General features: G+C 33.4%; 22 protein-coding genes. 1 reads left to right on the top strand and 21 read right to left on the bottom strand.

What is annotated here, in order from left to right; all coding sequences use genetic code 11:
- Positions 1–84 precede the first annotated feature (84 nt).
- The 7 genes from QQM35_RS04785 to QQM35_RS04755 form a co-directional block, all read right to left on the bottom strand.
- Positions 85–882: an alpha/beta fold hydrolase gene (locus QQM35_RS04785; RefSeq protein ID WP_251518782.1), complete on the bottom strand. Its 798-nt coding sequence runs from the start codon at positions 880–882 to the stop codon at positions 85–87.
- 165 nt (positions 883–1,047) lie between these two features.
- Positions 1,048–1,761, bottom strand: coding sequence for a hypothetical protein (locus QQM35_RS04780; protein ID WP_251943373.1), 714 nt, complete (start codon positions 1,759–1,761; stop codon positions 1,048–1,050).
- A 188-nt stretch (positions 1,762–1,949) separates the two neighbouring features.
- Complete coding sequence (locus tag QQM35_RS04775) at positions 1,950–2,456, bottom strand: SA0570 family protein (RefSeq protein ID WP_342610561.1); 507 nt, start codon at positions 2,454–2,456, stop codon at positions 1,950–1,952.
- A 259-nt stretch (positions 2,457–2,715) separates the two neighbouring features.
- The gene (locus QQM35_RS04770) at positions 2,716–3,516 is read right to left on the bottom strand and encodes an alpha/beta fold hydrolase (protein WP_251518778.1); all 801 of its coding nucleotides are present in this window, start codon (positions 3,514–3,516) and stop codon (positions 2,716–2,718) included.
- 3 nt (positions 3,517–3,519) lie between these two features.
- Positions 3,520–4,215 carry an HAD family hydrolase gene (locus QQM35_RS04765; RefSeq protein WP_251518777.1) on the bottom strand — a complete coding sequence of 232 codons (696 nt, stop codon included), beginning with the start codon at positions 4,213–4,215 and terminating at the stop codon, positions 3,520–3,522.
- 71 nt (positions 4,216–4,286) lie between these two features.
- Positions 4,287–5,231: a FecCD family ABC transporter permease gene (locus tag QQM35_RS04760; RefSeq protein WP_251518776.1), complete on the bottom strand. Its 945-nt coding sequence runs from the start codon at positions 5,229–5,231 to the stop codon at positions 4,287–4,289.
- 71 nt (positions 5,232–5,302) lie between these two features.
- Positions 5,303–5,857, bottom strand: coding sequence for a helix-turn-helix domain-containing protein (locus tag QQM35_RS04755; protein ID WP_251943376.1), 555 nt, complete (start codon positions 5,855–5,857; stop codon positions 5,303–5,305).
- A 107-nt stretch (positions 5,858–5,964) separates the two neighbouring features.
- Here QQM35_RS04755 and QQM35_RS04750 point away from each other — a divergent pair, with 107 nt between their 5' ends.
- A complete protein-coding gene (locus tag QQM35_RS04750; RefSeq protein WP_251518772.1) occupies positions 5,965–7,164 on the top strand; it encodes a CynX/NimT family MFS transporter in 1,200 nt (399 codons plus the stop codon).
- Between the two features lie 67 nt (positions 7,165–7,231).
- Here the strand turns inward: QQM35_RS04750 and QQM35_RS04745 are convergent, their stop codons facing one another.
- The 14 genes from QQM35_RS04745 to QQM35_RS04680 all read right to left on the bottom strand — a co-directional run bounded on the left by QQM35_RS04745 (position 7,232) and on the right by QQM35_RS04680 (position 20,909).
- Complete coding sequence (locus QQM35_RS04745) at positions 7,232–8,125, bottom strand: ABC transporter substrate-binding protein (RefSeq protein WP_251518770.1); 894 nt, start codon at positions 8,123–8,125, stop codon at positions 7,232–7,234.
- A gap of 62 nt (positions 8,126–8,187) precedes the next feature.
- On the bottom strand, positions 8,188–8,823 hold the full coding sequence (locus QQM35_RS04740) for an endonuclease III domain-containing protein (protein WP_251943964.1): 636 nt from the start codon (positions 8,821–8,823) through the stop codon (positions 8,188–8,190).
- Positions 8,824–8,980: 157 nt separating this feature from the next.
- Positions 8,981–10,648, bottom strand: coding sequence for an arginine--tRNA ligase (argS, locus tag QQM35_RS04735; RefSeq protein WP_251518768.1), 1,668 nt, complete (start codon positions 10,646–10,648; stop codon positions 8,981–8,983).
- Between the two features lie 2 nt (positions 10,649–10,650).
- The gene (locus tag QQM35_RS04730; RefSeq protein ID WP_251943377.1) at positions 10,651–11,064 is read right to left on the bottom strand and encodes a DUF1934 domain-containing protein; all 414 of its coding nucleotides are present in this window, start codon (positions 11,062–11,064) and stop codon (positions 10,651–10,653) included.
- 226 nt (positions 11,065–11,290) lie between these two features.
- Positions 11,291–11,803: a YwhD family protein gene (locus QQM35_RS04725; protein ID WP_251518746.1), complete on the bottom strand. Its 513-nt coding sequence runs from the start codon at positions 11,801–11,803 to the stop codon at positions 11,291–11,293.
- 123 nt (positions 11,804–11,926) lie between these two features.
- On the bottom strand, positions 11,927–13,240 hold the full coding sequence (locus QQM35_RS04720; RefSeq protein ID WP_251943378.1) for an HD domain-containing protein: 1,314 nt from the start codon (positions 13,238–13,240) through the stop codon (positions 11,927–11,929).
- A gap of 19 nt (positions 13,241–13,259) precedes the next feature.
- Positions 13,260–13,739: a GNAT family N-acetyltransferase gene (locus tag QQM35_RS04715; RefSeq protein ID WP_342610560.1), complete on the bottom strand. Its 480-nt coding sequence runs from the start codon at positions 13,737–13,739 to the stop codon at positions 13,260–13,262.
- Between the two features lie 123 nt (positions 13,740–13,862).
- The gene (locus QQM35_RS04710) at positions 13,863–14,411 is read right to left on the bottom strand and encodes a flavodoxin family protein (RefSeq protein ID WP_251519076.1); all 549 of its coding nucleotides are present in this window, start codon (positions 14,409–14,411) and stop codon (positions 13,863–13,865) included.
- Positions 14,412–14,574: 163 nt separating this feature from the next.
- Positions 14,575–15,510 carry an aldo/keto reductase gene (locus QQM35_RS04705; protein WP_251518733.1) on the bottom strand — a complete coding sequence of 312 codons (936 nt, stop codon included), beginning with the start codon at positions 15,508–15,510 and terminating at the stop codon, positions 14,575–14,577.
- Positions 15,511–15,888: 378 nt separating this feature from the next.
- Complete coding sequence (locus QQM35_RS04700; protein WP_251518731.1) at positions 15,889–16,230, bottom strand: YuzB family protein; 342 nt, start codon at positions 16,228–16,230, stop codon at positions 15,889–15,891.
- A gap of 215 nt (positions 16,231–16,445) precedes the next feature.
- Positions 16,446–17,528: a phosphomevalonate kinase gene (locus tag QQM35_RS04695; RefSeq protein ID WP_342610559.1), complete on the bottom strand. Its 1,083-nt coding sequence runs from the start codon at positions 17,526–17,528 to the stop codon at positions 16,446–16,448.
- Between the two features lie 12 nt (positions 17,529–17,540).
- A complete protein-coding gene (gene mvaD, locus QQM35_RS04690; RefSeq protein WP_251518727.1) occupies positions 17,541–18,524 on the bottom strand; it encodes a diphosphomevalonate decarboxylase in 984 nt (327 codons plus the stop codon).
- Between the two features lie 3 nt (positions 18,525–18,527).
- Positions 18,528–19,451 carry a mevalonate kinase gene (gene mvk, locus QQM35_RS04685; protein ID WP_342610558.1) on the bottom strand — a complete coding sequence of 308 codons (924 nt, stop codon included), beginning with the start codon at positions 19,449–19,451 and terminating at the stop codon, positions 18,528–18,530.
- Positions 19,452–20,066: 615 nt separating this feature from the next.
- Entirely contained in the window at positions 20,067–20,909 is an 843-nt protein-coding gene (locus QQM35_RS04680) for a lipoate--protein ligase family protein (RefSeq protein ID WP_251518723.1), read from the bottom strand.

Here is a 20,909-nt window from a genome sequence, read left to right as displayed (position 1 = left end):
AATTGCAAAAAATTCGCATAAAAGGATGTAAGTATAATAATCAATAACATGTATATTATAAAGACTTAAACCTTGACTATCTTGCTATTCTACAACGCCTTGATTTGTAAATTCTAAGTATTTTTGAATAAAATTTTCAGCTTCTTCAATATGCGGGGCATGTCCCGAATGTTCAAAGGTATATACGGTTAATTCATCCCCTGCTATTGATTCTTGATTGAGATTATCTAAATCAACTAACGGGTCATGTTTTCCATAAATCATAAGTGTTGGTACATTTACTGTTTCAATCACTTCATTTTGACTCAATAATGGAAAATTCATTAATGCTCGCGTTGCAATAGCACTATCTTCTGACGTTTGTCTGCTGTAAATTCTTTGATCCTGTAACCACTTACGGGCTTTAAGTTGTTCTTGATAAATATAAGGGAATAAAATAATCAACGCTTCAGATTTATCAAACCCTTCTATTTCATCTTGGTGGTCGATCATTAATTTATTTAAACCACCCACACTATCAAATAGGTTGGTAGCTACCAATGTTAAAGATAAAACTTTTGTGTCAAATTGATTTGTAAAATGTTTAGCGATTAAGCCACCCATATCATGTCCGACTAAATGTGCCGCTTCGATATTTAATTTTTCCATTAAACTATATAAATCTTTAACATGGTCATTTATATCAAAAGATTCATGCTTCGTTGATTTACCGTGACCACGTACATCATAAATGATGACTTCGAAAATCGTCTTTAATTCGTCTTTCAAACTATAAAATGAAGCCATATTACTATCCAGTCCATGGATTAAAATTAAGGGCACTCCATGGCCTTCACGAATATAAGCAATTTCATTGTCGAAACTTGTTTCAACTTTTTTCATATTGGGTCACCTCCCTTTACTCTGATTTATACCCTCAATGCGTATAGGTTACGCTTGATACAGAAAACTCCTATTATCTTTTTACATAAACGTGCTTTCCCTTGAATTTTATAGTGTCTTTTAAAATAAAAAAGGTCGATTCTAACGTAGAACCGACCTTTTTTATTAAGCATTTCTTGAAGAAATACGAATGGTATAATAAATAATTACGATTAACAGTAGAACCCAAATAACGAGTGAAACAATTTGAGCAATATTTGGGTCACGTACCATTGAATCTATTGTTTTTTGACAGAGTAATAAACCAATACCTGTGAATTCTAACCTTTTAAAATAAACACCCGCAATACTAAGAATAATACCTACAAAAAATACAAATTGGTGTGTAACCATCGTCACGGAGACAATGCCTAAATTTAAGCCAAATGTATGTGCTACTACGAGAATAAAGGCGACAACCGCTATAACGGATGCGATAATCCGTTCAAACCTATTACTATATAAATAATTTTTCCACTGTATGCGGAAATAAATAAATATCGATAATGGTAGAATGATAATTAAATAAAATATGTTTAGACCAGGTGTCGCTTGGAATTCAACGTAATGTTTGTCATATAAGTACGAAATCAATATAAAATTGATAATAAAGAATACGACGGGGTTAATTTGTAACGTGAATAAATTCCTTTGAATTGTCAAAATGATTTCAGCTGGAGATTTTGACCGATATTCAATATAATCCATTTTTCGTTCTTCTGATTTTTTCATGTCTTTCTTTAACTTAACTTTGATATCATCTATTAAATTAGGAGAAAGCCCTTTATGAGTAAAATAATCATTAATATTTTCAATTAATACTTTGTCATTCGCTTTCATAATCGTCTCCTTGTCTACTTCAATTGAAACGTGCGCTTTATATTATGTATATCTTATGTTACTACATCCCACATGTAATTCAATTTAAATTTATTATATCAACTATAATAACAAATAAAATAACCGACAAGTCCTATTTATTTAAACTTGTCGGCTATAATATATTTTAATTTATATCTATAAGCGCTCTATTTTGCAATATCAATGCGATATAATTTAATATCTTTGTCTTGTGGTGATTGTGAACTGAATTGGTATGAAACGTTACCGTCTTGGATGTAGCCAAAGTTACCTGTTACACTGTTATAATTTGAACGTGAAATAACATCGTCACCTAGTTGTTTTTTAACATCTTCGAAAGATGGGCCATTTGTTTTATTATAACTCATAGAAATACGTGTAATATGGCCTTTGTTCTTTTTACCGTCTGCTGTAATTACAAGACGACCGTCTTTTTTATTAAATTCATAAAAGTGTTCATTACCATCAGCACTTTCTGAATAAATTGGTGTGCTATTATGTTTCAATACGCTTTGAATTGAATCACCTAATTTGGCATTTTCTAATGTTGTATCACCATTCTGTAATTGTTCAACATTGTGCATTGTATTACCTGTTGCTGCTGAAGCATTGCCCGCACCTACGCCTGTAACTGCTATACCTGTGACTAAAACAGCCGCTATCATTTTTTTCATAGCACTCTCTCCTTCTCTATATGTAATGCTTTATATCCATTTTACTTTTGTCAGTTATCAATACATCTTTTATATTACAGAAGTGTTACAAATAATGCAAATAATTTAATTTGACTTTAGAAGTGCAAAGTGAAAAATATTGTTACTTACTATAAAAAACAAAGATTCATTGAAATTTTCAACGAGATGTATAGTTATCATTACCCAAAATATAGAACATTATACACATAGAGAAATATTACTAAGGACAAGAATGTATTTATTTTTCTTTCACTAAATTATTTTCCAAAAAATGTTTCACTGATGTTACAAACTTTTCTTTTTCTTCGCTAAATGGATATAGACCTGATTTATCAAATACTACAAATTTCACTTCATTATTAATGTAATCTCCTACTTCTTTAGCTTCTACAACTGTTGTACGTTCACCGTGTTGCCCAGCAATAATTAAAGTTGGTAGATCTAATTGACTTAAATAATCCGTAATACGGTTATCATTAAATGAGGCTTTAACAGCATTTCTTTCTTTTTTCGTTAATAAATCATTTGTCGTAGACATATGTTTAAGTTGTTTTTTAGCTTTACGTTTAGAATAATACAAATGTGAATCTAAGAATTTTTGTTGATCATTTTCATCCCAGTTACGTATTTTTTCCGCATACTTGCGATATAAACGTTCTCCTGGGAACATATCATTAAGTAATGTTGGGTTTATTAAGGTAAGAGATTTCACCATGTCTGGATTACGCGCTGCAATCGTTGCGGCAATTGAAGCACCCATTTCATGCCCGATAAATGAACAATGATCTATATATAAGTAATCAAGTAATTGTTTAATATCTTCAGCATATTCTGCAAAATGAATATAATCCTTTTTATCTGAGTAGCCATGACCTCTTAAATCAACGAGTACGACTTGATATTTATCATTAAATTCGGACTCTATATCATTAAAAATAGTTAAATTATCAAAAGCTGTATGAAGCATTACAATTGCTTCACCTTCACCTGTTGTCCTGTAATTGATTACTGTACCATCGTTCGTAGTAAATAAATCCATTCGCTAACTCTCCTCTTTTGAAATTGGTAATATCGTCAATAGCTCTTCTAATGTGGAAATAGTAAAATCTACTTCCTCAGGTAATGGCTCTATTTCAGCCTCACCTTCTTTGAACCAAACGCTAATCATTCCCATTGCTCTTGCAGGGGCGACATCATTTAAGGCATCATCACCTACATACATTGTTTCTTCAGGTAACGTTCCTAATTGGTCTAACATATCTTCAAAAATCTTTGGATGTGGTTTACGATAACCTACTGTTTCAGACGTTGTTAAATAATTGATAGCATCTTCTACACCTAAAGCGTGCATCCGAAATTGCTTGATTTTCGATTTACCATTTGCGATAACACCAGTTAAGTATTCATGTTTATTTAATTTTTCTAACGTATATAACGTATCATAATATGGAAAAACATAACGATAAAAATGCATTTCAAAATCATTAAACAAATCTTTCCAAGTCAGACGATCCACATGGAAATCTCTAATGATAGCTTTATATACTTCAGGCTTATCGTGGTCTTCGTCATCATCTAACTCGATAAATTTGTTTCTGAAATCAGCTTGTTGAATACGAACGAAGTAATCGTGAAAACGTTCATACTGTTCCTCAATAAATTTATCACGTGATTTTTTTCTATCTAAGAGCGTTCCTTCTAAATCGAAAACAACTGCTTTTACTTTTGTTAAGTCCATTATTCATTACCTCTTCATTTAAACAAAGCGTTCTTAATATAAATTCTTAAATACTCACATCAATATCTAAACTAGCTACGTTGCTCTGTTACCATCATATAAAATAAAACTGGAATGCCTAATAATGCCATTACAATGCTCGCAGGAATTTGTAACGGTTGGAATAAGCTACCGCCTATCCAATCTGCAATTACCATTACAATACCGCCAATGGTCACATTTAAAATCATTTGTTGTGTTAAGTCAAAGCTATTACACTGACGCCGTACAATTTGAGGAATAACCATGCCTATAAACCCTATGATACCTACAAATGCAACAATCACTGCTGTTAAGACTGATGATATCAATAAAACACCATAAGTTACAATAGTCACATTTAAACCTAAAGATTTAGCGCTTAACTCTCCTAATTGTAATAATTTAATACTTGGCATCAACGTTAATAGAATGATGATACTTAAGATAAATACAATACTAATATACACGACTTCGTGATATTCTGCAGAAGAAAAACCACCGAACATATAATTAATAATATTATTTAGCTTTCTTTCATTAAAGATAATTAATACATACAGAAATGCATTGAATAAAGCTCCAACCATAATCCCAGATAAAATCAAAGTTCTCATAGGATAACCTTTAGACATCGCCATAGTAAGCGTAAGCACAAGTATTAATGTAAGCACACTAAACATAATTGAAAATATTGGTAACCAGACAAAAGATAACCCAAATACCACCGCTAGTCCTGAACCAAATGTGGCGCCACTAGATAACCCAAGTGTAAAGCTGTCTGCTAAAGGATTATTTAATAAGGTTTGAAACATATGACCTGCTAGCGTTAAGCCCATCCCTGTTATCATCGCTAGTAAAATTCTAGGCACACGTACTTGTACTAAAATCGGTTCAAATAGATTTTTCTCAATACTAGAAATATCCCACATCAAACTCAAAGCCACCGACATACAAAGTACGATAAAACATATTGAAAAGACGCTTTTGAACTTCATGTTTTCCACACTTTCATTGAATTTTTCAATACTCACTATACTATTACTTGTTAACTTTTTTGAATATTTTATTAGTCAATATAGTGTAATAGAGAAATAAATTTCGATAGTTTTGATGAATCATTCATATAATGGTGATTTAAATTGGAATTAAACTTGATCGCTTGTTCTTCATATAAATGATATGTTTCACCCTCTATATTTATTTTCAATTCACCTTTAGTAACAAATAAAAAAATCATTGATTCTTCGTGGTGCGAATTCGTCACTAAACAACTATTCGGCTGCAACTCTGTTTGGAACATTTCAAAGGGTCTATATTTTTTATATAAAAAATAAGGATATATAGCTGTTGTCTTATCATCGTTGTACATCGGTTGAATCTGGGATTTATCAACAATATCAATATCTTCTTCATTATCAGTAATCAGATTACTAAGTGGTATATTTAATCCGTTTGATATTTTCCATAATACAGTAATTGAAGGGTTGGATTGACCTGACTCGATTTGGTTGAGCATTGTCTTACTCACTTCAGTCATTTCTGATAACTTCTGCAAACTCAAGCCAGCTTGCTTTCTATATTCCGAGATATTGTCCGAAACTATATGTCTAATATCTTTCATCTATTTCCCCACCATTTACAATTTAAGTTAATTTATTATATCATAACACTGGACGTTATAGTTGTACATTCGTACACTAAAATGATCAATTGAGGAGTTTTATATTTATGTCTTTTATTCGTAAACATAAAAAGGCGATTTTATTATTAGGTATTTTACTCATTGGCGCAAATTTACGTGCGCCCATTACTTCAATAGGTGTAGCTATCCCTAATATTAAAATCGATTTACACTTGTCTAATAGTGTAATTAGCTTATTAACAATTATGCCATTATTGGCTTTTGCAATCGCTTCGTTATTTGCAGCAAAAACAGGTAATCGCATCGGGTTAGAGCGAACGATGTTTATTGCACTTATACTGATCGTCATCGGCTTGTTAACACGTACTTTTACCAATACTTATTTCTTACTTATAGGCACCCTTTTAGTTGGCATCGGTAACGCCTATGGGAACGTACTTACACCAGCGATAATCAAAGGACGTTTCCCACGTAGAATAGGCGTCGTAACAGCATTGTATACAGTAGTTATGAATCTATGTGGCGCATTATCTTCATTTATTACGGCACCATTATTACATCAGTGGCACTATAACATTGTGTTAAATTTAGTTATTCTTGTCACATTATTTACGATGTTTGTATGGGTCTTTCAATTAGATAGATACCAACTTAAAGTAAAAGGTGCTGATTCATTACAATTTAACGTATGGAAGTCTACGCTTGCTTGGCAAATCACTTTATTCATTGGCAGCCAATCATTAATATTCTACTCATTCCTAAATTGGTTACCAGAATACTTATCCAGTAAAAAGGTCGACTTAAGTGTATCTGGAACATATTTAACGATTTTACAACTTTGTCTGATTCCAATGACTTTCGTAACTCCAATGATTATTGAAAAAATGAGAAAACAAAACTTAATTATCTTTATATCCGGCCTATTATTTATCATAGGTACATTATTAGTCATGTTTAATATCCATCTTGTACTACTAGGTGTCATCTTCATCGGCGTTGCGAGTGGCATCTCATTCGGTATCTTTAATACTTTCTTCGCAATGAAGACTGAAAGCAGTGTTACTGCAGCTAAATTATCAGGTATGGCCCAAGCGGTTGGCTATTTAATCGCAGCAGTCGGACCTTTATTATTCGGTATATTGCATGAACTTACGCATACATGGTTGTTCTCATTCATCTTACTAATCATAACAGCTTGTATTATTATGACTTACTGTACACGTTCAGGACGAAAACAAACTGTTGAAGGTGAATTAAGATCTAAAGGTCAGCCTACGCAATTATAGTAAATAAAAAAGAGTCGAGCGTCCATATAATTATATTATTGGACGGCCGACTCTTTTTTTATTATGTTTAATTGGTTTTTTCTTCATAAATTGCTTTTTCTAATACTTTCAAACCATCATCGATACGTGGACCGGGACGGGATATTTTATCACCATCGACGGCTTTGATTCGGTTATTTTTAACTGCTTTAACTTGGTTAAATCCTCCACGTCCCTTGACTTCTTTCTGGTATGCTTTTTGTGAAATACCACTTGTAGCTATCATCATATCTGGGTTCTTCTTAATAATATCCTCTTTACTTACCTTTGGCCATCCTTCTAATCCCGCAAAACTATTTTTCACTTTCAATTGCTTTAACATATCATTGAAAAACGTATGTTTACCTGCCGTATAAATTTCAGGTTGTGAAGAAATTTCCATAAATACTTGTTGCGATTTTTGAGAATTAGGAATTGATGATTTTACTTTTTCCACATTATGCTTCGTTTCTCTAACTAGATCATTCGCTACTTTTTCTTTCCCAGTAATTTTACCAATTTGTTTAAATGTATCATAAGTTTCATCTATTGACTGAGCGTCTTTAATATAGACAACTTTAATGCCACTCTTTTTTAACGACTTTAATACATCACCAGCTGTTGATTTTTGAGATTCGTGAGCTAAGATTAAATCCGGTTTAGCTTTCAGTAATGCTTCTTTATTAAGTTTCATGGCATTGAATTTCTTCTTATCTTTAACTTGTTTTGGATAGTCATCGACTGTAGATACACCTACTATTTTTTTGCCTAGACCTAATTCATATAAAATTTCCGTATTACTCGGCATTAAAGAAATAATACGATGATATGGATGCTTATTTGACTCGTGTTGTTCTGTAGATTGCTTGCCACCTGAACTACAAGCAGATAACACTAGCATGAGAATCAGTGTTAAATAAATCAATAAATTTATTTTTTTCATTGGCTTAACTCCTCAAAATAACGTTAAGTTTATCATAGCAAAACCACGCACAATTTTAACTACTATTTAACAAAATATTGATCTAAAAAAGTCATCTTTTCTGTATTTTTTCCGTTAAAGTAGTTTTTTCCAAAGTTATCGAGTAAGGCGTGAAATTCTTTTGCATCTTGATTCGTAAAGTCCGTAGGTAATTCAATATGTTTCTTGAACTTATCATATGTTTCTATTTGGTCGTAACCTAATTTTTCATAAATCCTACGTGTATATTTATCGGGGATAAATTCGATACCGCCAAATACGTACACAAATAATACATCTGCAGTTTCACTTCCAATACCTTTAATCTTCAACAATTCATCTCTCATAGATTTGTGATAATAGTTCGCGATGGCTTCATAATCAAAATCGTGTACATCAAGCCATTTTAGTAATGCATGAATTGTTTTTGCTTTATTTTTATAGAAACCACTTGAACGGATGAGTTGTTGCAATGTTTCTAAATCTAAACGCAATATGTGATGAGGGTCGAGATTCGTAGCCTCCTTCAATGATTGTATCGCATAGGCTGCGTTCCGCCAGTTTGTATTTTGTACTAATATCGCGCCTAACATCATCTCTATTTGTGTTTCGGCTGGCCACCAGCCTTGTGGCCCCATATGTTGATATAATTTTTTATACAGTGACGCTGTATCTAACATATTCCAAAATCCCTTTCTCAAAGTTTCATCATTAAACAAAAAGAACCCACGTACCATGCTGCAACGTTCATTTTATTTAAATCGTTGTATTTGCATTGGCAATGGATTCTTTATCATTGTTGTTTATTCAATTTGGATGTAATGCGATTTTAAATCATTACATTGATTCTGGTGCATTGACACCTACTAAAGCTAATGCATTGTGTAATGTGATTTTCACCGCTTCTACAAGTGCAATTAAAGCTTTTGTTTTCTCAATATCTTCTGTTAATACCTTTTCAGCATTATAAAACTTATGGAAATGAGCCGCTAAATCTTGAATATAGTTCGTAATTCTATGTGGTGCACGTTGTTCGGCAGCATTTTGAATCGTTGGTTCAAATTCAGCTAATTTCTTCATCAATTCAATGGCTTTGTCGTTTGTAATTGGTGAGAAATCAACATCAGCTGATGGCGTGATATCGCGCTCTTCTGCTTGCTTTAAGATAGAGCAAATACGTGCATGTGCATATTGTGCATAGTACACTGGGTTGTCTTGTGATTCTTGTTTCGCTAATTCCATATCAAAGTCAAAGTGCGTATCCGGACTACGCATCGTTAAGAAATAACGTGCCGCATCTACACCAACTTCATCCATGATTTCACGTAAAGTAATCGCATTACCTGTACGTTTACTCATCTTAACTTCTTCACCGTTTTGTAAAAGACGTACCATTTGCATGATTTGAATTTCTAGACGTTCACTATCAACACCGAATGTTTCCATTGAGGCTTTCAAACGGTTAATGTAACCATGATGATCTGCACCAAATAAATTGATTAATGTATCATTTCCACGTTCAATCTTATCGAAGTGATATGCAATATCTGGTAGGAAATACGTATAATTACCGTCGTTTTTAATTAACACGCGATCTTTATCATCTTTAAAGTCCGTTGTACGTAACCAAGTCGCATCATCTTGTTCATACGTATAGCCCAACTCTGTCATCTTATTTAACACTGCTTTGATTTCACCTTTTTCATAAAGTGAAGTTTCACTAAACCAGTTATCAAAGTGTGTATTGAAATCAGATAAATCTTTTCTTAATTTCTCCATTTCATAATTTACACCGAGTTGTCTAAACGTTTTGATGCGCTCCTCTTCAGCTAAATCCTTTAACTCTGGTTGTTTTGCAGCTAAATCGTTAGCGATATTGATGATATCTTTACCATGATAGCCATCTTCAGGCATCGTTACTGATGAATCCCCTAACGCTTCGAAATAACGCGCTTCAATTGAACGTGCAAGGTTTGTAATTTGGTTACCTGCATCATTGATATAATATTCTCTTGTGACTTGATAACCAGCTGCAGTTAAGATGTTTGCTAAAGTATCCCCTACTGCCGCATTTCTCGCATGTCCAATATGTAAATCACCTGTCGGGTTAGCTGATACATATTCAAGTAGTATGCTTTGATCTTTCGATGATTCTGCATAACCAAATTTATCGCCTTTATTAATCGCTTCTGGGATAACAGCTGTTAGATAGTGGTTATCTAAATAAAAGTTTATAAAACCTGGGCCTGCGATATCTACCTTTTCAACATTTGCTTTCGCTGTATTTAAATTGTCAACAATTGCTTGTGCGATTTCACGTGGGTTTTTCTTAGCGATTTTCGTTAAAACCATCGCTATATTTGTTGAATAATCACCATTTTTAGTATCTTTAGGAATCTCAACTTTAATTTCTGGTAAACTCTCTGAATCTGCGAGCTCTGAAGTTAAAATACTATGTTTGATTTCTTCAATTAGTGTTTGTTTCACTTGGTCAATAATATTCATCTTTACAGCGTCTCCTTATAAGTTATTTCATATTGGTAAGTGCCCATTTTCTCTTCATCTTGAATTAAATCATAATGTATTTTAAGTTTTCCACCATTATCATTTAAAAAATGGTTAACACGGTGCGTATGCACTGTTAAAGGAATACGTCCACCGCCGATTTCATATAAAGTGATTGTGTCTTCACCTTCTACAAAGTGAAGATTCATATTGATATCGCCTTTGCGAATGATTTTTATTCCACTTTGTTCAATCTTAACCGTAACGTTAACCGATGCATCTTCAATCTGTTCTTCATAACGAATGAACTCAGCATGGCGTTTTTGCCATGTCCCATGTGTGTTAAATGCAAATTTCTGTTTATCTCCATGTTGCTTAACAACTTGCTTGGTCTCGATACTCACATTGTTTTCCAATGAACGTTTCACCCTGCTCTTTAAATTATTACACATTATTATAGCATATTTATACATTGCAAGACAGGTGTGCATACCTAACAAACTTCGATGGTAAGCCCCCATTTAATTTAAAATAAAAAAGACACTTCTTTATCATTGTATTGAAATAAAAGAAGTGTCTTGCTTATAAAAATGATTCAAATTAAAGTTTTTAACTTTCCTATACTAAAAACTTCATAAACAATTATGATTCTGAAAATGCCTGATGTAATTCTTCTGTTGAATTGTCCCACATTTTAATATCATGTTCTTTTAAGAAATCTTTTAATATCGCTCTATTTTCTGCTCCGATATGATCAACAATAATATGTCGTTTCATTGATTTATCCATCATATTCACATGTTCAGGCATACTCTTATAACCGCGTCGAATAGATTTATTTACTAACATATAACAAGCTGTAACACCAGCGTAGTATGGGCCATTTTCACCACGTTCGGTCGTCACCCAACATAACCAGTATTCCTTGGCTTCGTCACCTTCTACAGTTTCTTTATCTTTAATCCATTTAACGCCTTTTTCAACTTTTGCACGTGCATGCATACCACCAATATCAATAAATGCCTCTTTATTTGCAACATCAATAAAGACTGGCGCAACGTTATCTAAACTAATTGAACCAATATTCGTTCCTTTATGCCCATCAAGTGGATCGTTTTTTATAATATTGAAATTAAATCCTTTATTTTCAGCCATTCATTACACCTCCATCTCTGTTATTTAGACATCTAGTGAATATCTTACGCGTTACCATACTTACTATGTCTTTTAAAAATAAATTTAACAAATATAACCCTAATTTCTCAAATAAATGACGTTTTAGTTTAATTCATTCAAAATACCGAAAATAGCATTACGTACTTGTTCATCTTCAATATTTGAGATGAGTTCTTTAGGATAATACAGTTTATAATCTTTACGATTAATACCAGTGATGCTAGCGATAACTAGCGATTGATTACTAATTTCTCTAATATCTCCGTTACGTCTTAACAAATGTATCGGCTGTCGATTTGATCCCGGACGATCATAATCATACGGTAAATCTGAAAAGCCTTCACTCACAAAGTAATAGTTCGGGTCAATATCTGCTTGGATAAATAAATCAGTCAGTTCTGTAATCGTAATAATCGAACCATCGAATGGCATATATTTAAATAAATCTCTATTAATAAATCGGCGCGATAAATCACTCAATATTTCATCTTCTTCATTAATCCATGATTTTAAATAATACACTACTACCGCTTCGTCTAATTCAACATATTGTTCTATCGTCATAGACTCTTCAAAAAATGGTATAAACTCATGTGGTGGCTTGTTAAATGAATAACCTTCTTGATATAACTGTTTCGCACGTTTTAAGCAGTTGTTTAGTAGTACTTCTCCACCACGACTAACGGGATGGAAGTATACTTGCCAATACATTTGATATCTACTCATGATAAAGTTTTCAACTGCATGCATACCACTTTCTTTGATGAGCACCTCATCCTTTGTCGGTCGCATCAATCTTAAGATACGTTCCATATCAAATTGACCATATGTCACACCAGTAAAGTAAGCATCTCTTTGTAAGTAATCCATTCTATCAGCATCTATCTGTGAAGAAATCATCGAAATCACAAGTTTGTTATCATGCGTCTTGTTAATTACATCGGCAACTTGCTGAGGGAAGTCTTCACTTACACGCTTTAATACTTGATTCACTTCGGTCGGCCCAGTAATAATCGCTTGGGTAAAGGCTTCATGATCCGTATTAAAAATCTTTTCAAAGCTATGAGAAAACGGACCATGCCCTAGATCGTGCAACAGTGCTGCACAAAGTGCTAGCGGTCTATCATCATTATTCCATGCCTTTCGCCCATTAAATGAGTCGTCTATCAATCGGCGTACAATCTCGTAAACACCTAAAGAATGCCCAAAACGACTATGCTCTGCTGTATGGAAAGATAAATATAATGTGCCTACTTGCTTAATTCTTCTAAGACGTTGAAATTCTTTGGTCTTTATTAAATCCCAAATCACTTGATCTTTAACATGGATGTATCGGTGAATAGGATCCTTAAAAACCTTTTCTTCATGTAACTTTTGTGTGGCATATGTTGAAAGTGTCAATTTTGTCCTCCTCATTATGCATGTTAAGCAATAGCTAAGTTAATGATTTACACATCAATGCTAAATCCATAGCTTCGCCATACATTTCATGTTGATATGAACGTATCTTTTCAAAGCCTTTCTTCTCATAAAATGAAACTGCATCACTGTTTTTATTGTCTACCTCTAAATAAACCTTACTGTAATTATCCTTATAATAATCTAAACCTTCCGTTAACAAATCAGAACCATAACCGTGGTGTTGCCATGAAGGTCTTACATAATGGGCTGATAAATAAAGTTCTTTACCATTTATAAAATTAGCGAACCCGATAATTTCATCTTCCTCTTCGATTACTAAAAATAATTGGTCGTCTAATCGTTTCAATAAATGTTGTTCATTGTAAGAAGCTGCTAATAACTCGTTCACAGTCTTTGCAGCATAAATATTTAAATATGTGTTATTCCAAGCCTTTGTTGCGACATCTCTTATACCGACAACATCATCTGCTGTTGCTTTCCTCACTTTATGCATGTTGCTCTCCCCTTACTCACAATAGGTATTAATGACTTTATTATATCATAATTTCAATAGTCAAAATACTTAATCTATTTAAGATAAAATAGTTAGGGTAACGCTACAATTTCAGACATTCATTTAACCTGCAAAATCGCCTAATGTTTCTTGCCATTCTTTCGCGCGTTCTAATGCATAGACATCTTTTTTAATATCTCCAGGCTTTTCCGCTCTGCCTATAATATAACCACTTAAATGCGCATTGATATATTCTAAACTATATTTAAATTGAGAAATGCATGGTTTTGCTTTAATCTTAGGCCAATCGCCACCTACCAATATTAATCTTATATCTTTTTTAGACATTTTTTCTTTAAAATCTTTATAGTTAGGATCCATCAACGTCTCAGACCAATGATCTATAAATGCTTTCATAGAGGCTGAAACACTGTACCAATAAACAGGTGACGCAAAAATGATTGTATCGCTTTCTAATACCTGATCAATTAATGTCTTGTAATCATCATTATAAGTCGTGATTTCTCCATTATCGTGTCTCACATCTCTCACTGGGTCTAACTGATATTGAGTTAAATCAATCCAACGGTATTCATGACCAGCAATTGCTTTCTGAGTTATGTAAGCCGTATTACCATCAGGTCTGCTTCCACCAAATAAAACTGTTATCATCATTTTCACCTTCTTAAGTTTTTAATGATTTATTCATATATTCAAAAATAGTTGTACCTATTTTATCAAATTTCTCTAAATTTAATAGTTTGATACAATTTAAATATATAAAACACTACGAACAAAACTGAAAGTTTATTCGCAGTGCTTTGGCTTAAATGTCTTATTTTAAAGGAAATAATGTCTCAATTTTTTCGATATCTGCATCCGTCAGTTGAACATCTAATGTTTTCAAATTATCTTCTACTTGTTCTGGACGTTTAGCACCAGGAATCACAACATCAAGGGATGGTTTTGTTAAATAGTACGCTAATACGACATGAGCTACTTCCGCATCATGTGCTTTTGCGATTTCTCTTAAACCTTCAATTTTTTTCAAGTTTTCTTTGAATTTATCACCTTGGAATTCTGGATTTTTAGCTCTGATGTCATCAAATGTTGTATTTTCGTTATATTTACCTGCTAATAATCCAGAAACGAGTGGGAAATAAGGCACAAAAGTAATATTGTTTTCCGCAGTATATTCAAAGATAGCTTCGTTTTCTCGGTTTAACAGATTATATTCCATTTGTACTACATCTACGTCACCATTTTTATTCGCTTCTTTCAACTGTTCTAATGAGAAGTTCGATACACCAATTGCTTTAATTTTCCCTTCGTCTTTAAGTTCTTTTAACGCTGCTACTGCCTGATCTTTAGGCGTATCTTTATCTGGGAAATGAATATAATATAAATCGATATAATCAAGTTGCAAACGTTTTAAACTTTTTTCTACTTGATCTTTTAAATATTCAGGTTTATTAGACATTTTAATTTCTTTGTTTTCATCGAAATAATGTGCACCTTTTGTAGCGATAGCAAAATCTTCTCTATCAAAATCTTGAACGGCTTCGCCAACAAGTTCTTCTGAGCGCTCTGGACCATAAATATACGCCGTATCAATTAAGTTCATACCATTGCGTATTGCATTGCGAACTGTTTCTTTACCTTGTTCTTCATCTAAATCGTTATAAAAATTATGTCCACCAACAGCATTGGCTCCCATTGCAATTGGTGTTACTTCAACGTTTGATTTGCCTAATTTCACTTGTTTGACCATCTCGACACAACTCCTTTTCTCTTGTATAACGCTTGTTTAAAACTACTCTTATGAATAAAAGGCTGAGACAAAAATAGTTGTCTTAGACGCTTAGTCAACTAGGTGGGACTACGAAAGCTTTATTAGAAAATTCGATTTCTGCCCCACTCCCAATTAGCCATTTGATATAATATACTACATTAAAAAAATATCATTAATCTATGTAGTATCTAAATAATCTGCTTATTACTATGATGATAAGTACTTTTTATAGCTAGAAGATAAATTGAGGTATGAAGCATAAAGTAAGATTAGATTTTAGTAAAAAGTATTGTAATTAAAAAACCAGTAAATGCATTCATTATTCAACATTTACCGGTTTTATCAAATTTATATTTATTATTTTGCACTTTTACGTCGTGCAATTTTTTCTTTTAACTTTCTATCTTGTTCTTCTTTACGGCGTTTACGTTCTTCGTGTCTTTGTCTTAAACGCTCTTCTTCTTCTGGGTCTCTTGGTTTTTGTAATTGCTTAATGACCTTTTCCATGAGTTCATCTTCAGTAAGTGCAGCTAATGGCCGATTATTAATGAATGCAAATGTTTTACGACGTCCAGGACCACAATATGACTGACAACCAATATCGATTTCTGCATCAGGATCTAATTTCGTTAATTTCTTCTCCAAAGATTTACAGTTCACCCCATGGCAGTCATCGCAAATCATAAATTTATTTTGCAAAGACACCCTCACCTTTCTTTAAAATTCATTCTATTTATATAAAAGCAGTTATCTACAAACAACTTATTTCGAAAAATTTATGTACGTTATTACTTACAACTCTAATTATTTTACTCTCTTTGGGAAAAAATTCAAGTTCAATTTATTGGTTATTACACTTTCTCATTATAAAAATCCCGAATCTAATCGAATAGATTCAGGATTCTTTCCCCGTATTATTGGCCATTATAAATATTAAATTCTAACGGTTTCACTTCGTTAACGCGCCATTCACTATAAATCGCTTGTTTATCAATTGCATTGTGAATAATCGTAATACCACAATCGCCGCCACCTGCACCTGATGTTTTAGCAGCACCGCCATATTTTTCAGCAATAGAACATAACGTCTTTAAATGTGCTGTTTCAATTTCAACAGTGGCTTCTGCATCCATAGATTGAATGATTTCTCTATTTTGGCGAATCATCTGTTGGACACCTTGAATATTGTTTGTCTTAAAGGTATGAATTAATTTTTCTACACATGCATGAGATTGTTCTAAAAATCGACTATAAAATGAGGGATCTGATTTCAAACGTTTTACTTCACTCACTAAATGATGTGATGAGGCTGGAGAACCTGTCCAACCGATCAGTACTTCCATATTTTCTGGAGCTTGTAATGGTTCAATATGTAAACCTGGCCAATTTTTCATAACAACTTCATCTACTGACGTATCTTCAATTTGTTGAGATACCCATTCATGATCAAAGGTGCTATATGCTAACCAACCTGTATAGACGCTAACTGCAATATCTCCACACGAACTCAAACTTTGCAATTTCATATTGGCAATGACTGCTAATTTGTAAATGTAAAGGTTAGATAAATGCATCTCATAAAATTCATTTAATGCTTTAATGACTGAGACTAATACCGCTGCACTTGAACCTAATCCGTACTTATGGCCATTTGCATCATCCAAATTACTATCTATAGTTAAATGGAAATGGGTTAAATCGATGTCGTGCGTTAACGCATACTGTTCAAATACGTTGATTGCAGTAATGACATATTTTAATTGTTTTGCTGAATTTGTATCAGAAACAATGATTTCATCTTCATCACGGTAAAATACAACCGGTTCGTGATGCAATGTTTTCGAATGAATCGTGCCTGTACCTTCTACAGAATCTGCTTTTTCTATAGCGGCAGTTACAAAACGATCAACTGCGATGAGTACTGATTTATAACCAGGTTCTGTTACCGCATATTCACCTGCAATATACAATTTACCCGGTGCTTTTACATGAATCATTTTATCTCTTCCTTATTCAATAATTTCTACACCTGAACGCGTGATATCACTCGATAGAACTTGTGTTTCATCAAATACTTTACATAGTTCTTCCATAACTTGTTGTTGGTGTTCTTTCTTAACTAAAATTTTAACGTTGGGACCTGCATCCATTGTAAAGTAACAAGAAAGATTCTGTGCTCTACATTGTTCAACAATGTCCATAACTTGGTAACTTTCATCGACTAAATAAGAAAATGGTGGTTTAGCACCTAAATTTGTAGCATGCATGCGTAAGCCATTTTCTTCAAATACTTCTCCTAATCGGTCGAAATCTTTAACTTCAATGGCCGCCTTTGCTTCAGTTAAATCAGCATCCACATGATCTAACCAGTATTGATAAAAACGTGACGTCTCGCGTGTATGCGACATACCTGAACGACTTGATACTTTTTTCGATTGATTGTTAATCACTACAAATATCATAGCTAATTCATCTTCCCAATGATTTGTATCTAACGGGAAACTGTATGATGTCTTATCACTATCCCCTTTTTCCCATTCAACAAAACCACCGAAAATACTTCTAGAAGCTGAACCAGAACCACGACGTGCTAAACGGGATAAGTCTTTGTCTGATAGGTTCATTTGTAAAGCTTCATTGCAGGCAGTAGCTAAAGCAGCATAAGCACTTGCAGATGAGGCTAGACCAGCAGCTGTCGGTACGAAATTTTCACTTTCGATATAAGCATACATTGAAGTGTTTGCACGTTCTCGCACAACGTCCATAAAACGGCGTATTTTGGCAGATTCTTTATCATTAACCGCTTCACCATTTAAAATCAATGTATCTTTTTCGTAAGATGCATCAAAAGTTACCTTCGTTTCTGTATAAAAACGCTCTAAAGCAACCGATAAACTGTTATTCATCGGTATAATATATTGTTCATCTGCTTTACCCCAATATTTGATGAGGGCAATATTTGTATGTGCACGTGCTTTGCCACTGTTTACCAACTTTTATCCTCCTAAATATTCAATCCAAGTATGATGCGCACCTAAATCTAGTGCATTCTGTGCAATCTTTTCAGCTATATCAATGCTTGCAGCTAGCATAATCATGCTACCGCCACGTCCACCACCTGTTAACTTACCAGCGATAGCACCTTGGGACATACTTGATTTGATTAGTTTCTCAATTTTTTCATGACTCACAGTTAATGTGCGTAAGTAATCTTGGCACAAATTAAATACTGAAGCTAACTTTAAGAAATTAGAGTGTTCTATTGATTCACTCGCTTCAAATACTAACTTACCAATTTGTTTAATATACTGCTTATATGTGTTGTCATTGTTACATAGTTGATGTACGTCTTCTACAGCTTGTTTCGTAGATCCTCTTACACCCGTATCGATCACAATCATATAACCTTTTAAGGATAAAGGTTTAAGTTGTGTGACACGACCTTTATGGAACCAAACTGGTTTATTGGAAACAATCGTTTGTGTATCAATGCCACTCGGTTTACCATGAGCAATACGTTCTGCCCAGTTCGCTTCTTCGATAAGTTGTGCATCAGTTAAAGGCTTGTTGATATAGTCGAAACTTGCACGTACGAAAGCAACTGCCATGGCTGCACTTGAGCCTAGTCCTCTTGAAGCAGGCAAATTCGTTTCAATCGTTACCTTGATTGGTGTATTGATATGATATTGTTCAATAAAACGATCTATGACTGATTTTAAATGCTCTGGCGCATATATTAATTCACCTTCATATACATCGCTATTCACGTACGATTGACTATTCTGTTCTAATTCATCAATCGACGCTCTCACTATTCCAGTCGTGAAGGGGATTGCAATTGCAGGTTCGCCGAATGTCACTGCATGTTCACCTATTAATATTATTTTTCCATTTGCTTCCCCATATCCGTGTTGTCCCATTTTCCTAATCACCTTAATATATTCATTAAATTTATGGTTTAGACATCATTAATTGATGGGCAGTTCAACAGCTTACATTTTACAATGTCCCGTAAATTGCAGTGTTGGGCTAAAACCATATTTTCTTTTATTTATCGATCGATCTAATTACAATTGGTTGTTAGTGCTCGTAGTTATGTAAAATCTTGATAGATACTGTAGAAGATGTTTTTACCATTTTATATTACCTTACATATGAACATAACTCTATACAACTATAGTAATAGATATTATGAAACACATCTCTTGAAAATTAATACCAGATACTAATAATTTTTAACATGTACATATTATAAAACGCTTTAACATTATATTCAAAAAGTACACTTTATTTCGTATGAAAGTGTAAATAATTATTATTTTAGACTACACTTTGTCTATATTACTTTTTTCAATAATATAATTCAACAATTTATCAAAGAATAAGTAGAATTTTTATTGCCATATAAAAACCCTAAAAAGTCGTTGTTTGGGCTCGTACTTTTTAGGGTTTTTGTCATATTTATTATGTGGTTGATGCCATTGTGACTTATAAAGTTTTACTGAATTTAAATTATAAAATATATGTCAATCTTACTACGCTTCGTTCATTTTTTGATTTAGTTTCGCGTTACGCTCAATCATTTTCTCAAAGTACACTTCATATCTCTCATACTCATTGTCCGTCATAGGATCCATATTGAGTTGCCCGCCTAAATCTTTAATTGCATGTAGTAATTTAAACATGACATCTTGGACAGTTAGAGATTGACCTAACAATGTATTGAGAGAAGCCATACATTCAGGATCGATATCTGGGTATTTAAATTTAGTTTCTTCTCCCTTTAATGCATGTTCATAAAACGTCTTCATCATCGCTGCCCGTTCACTTCCATCACCTTCAACACAAAGGTACACTTGGACAGCTATGCCGCCACGCACGCGTCGTTGAGAAATACCTGCAAATTTCTTACCGTTGATACTTAAGTCAAATTTACCTGGACAATAGGATTGTTCAATTTCATGTGTTTCTATTTCCACATCTTCATCTTCGAACATTTTTGCGACTAATAAATACATGACGGTAAACGCTTCATCTATTGTTGTTTCATTCTTTCCTTTAAAAATCAATGAAATGTTAAGAATACCTTGATCTAATACCACGCCAAGGCCTCCGGAATTTCTGACAATCGCATTATAGCCTTGTTGCTCCGTTAAATAACGGATACCATCTTGCAAGTAAGGTAATCTCGAATCGTGGATACCTAATATGACTGTATGTTGATGTACCCATGTGCGAACTACATTACTAGATAAAGACTTGCCAACACTTTCAGAGAAAGTATCGTCAAACGCGAAAGATTGCATTGGCGCTAACCCTGAAGAATGATCAATGTAACGCCAATTAATATGATTAAAATATTTAGCTGCTAAATCCAT

Origin of the sequence: Staphylococcus hsinchuensis (assembly GCF_038789205.1) — a bacterium.
Classification (GTDB): Bacteria; Bacillota; Bacilli; order Staphylococcales; family Staphylococcaceae; genus Staphylococcus; species Staphylococcus hsinchuensis.
This window is presented reverse-complemented; position numbering and strand designations above follow the sequence as displayed.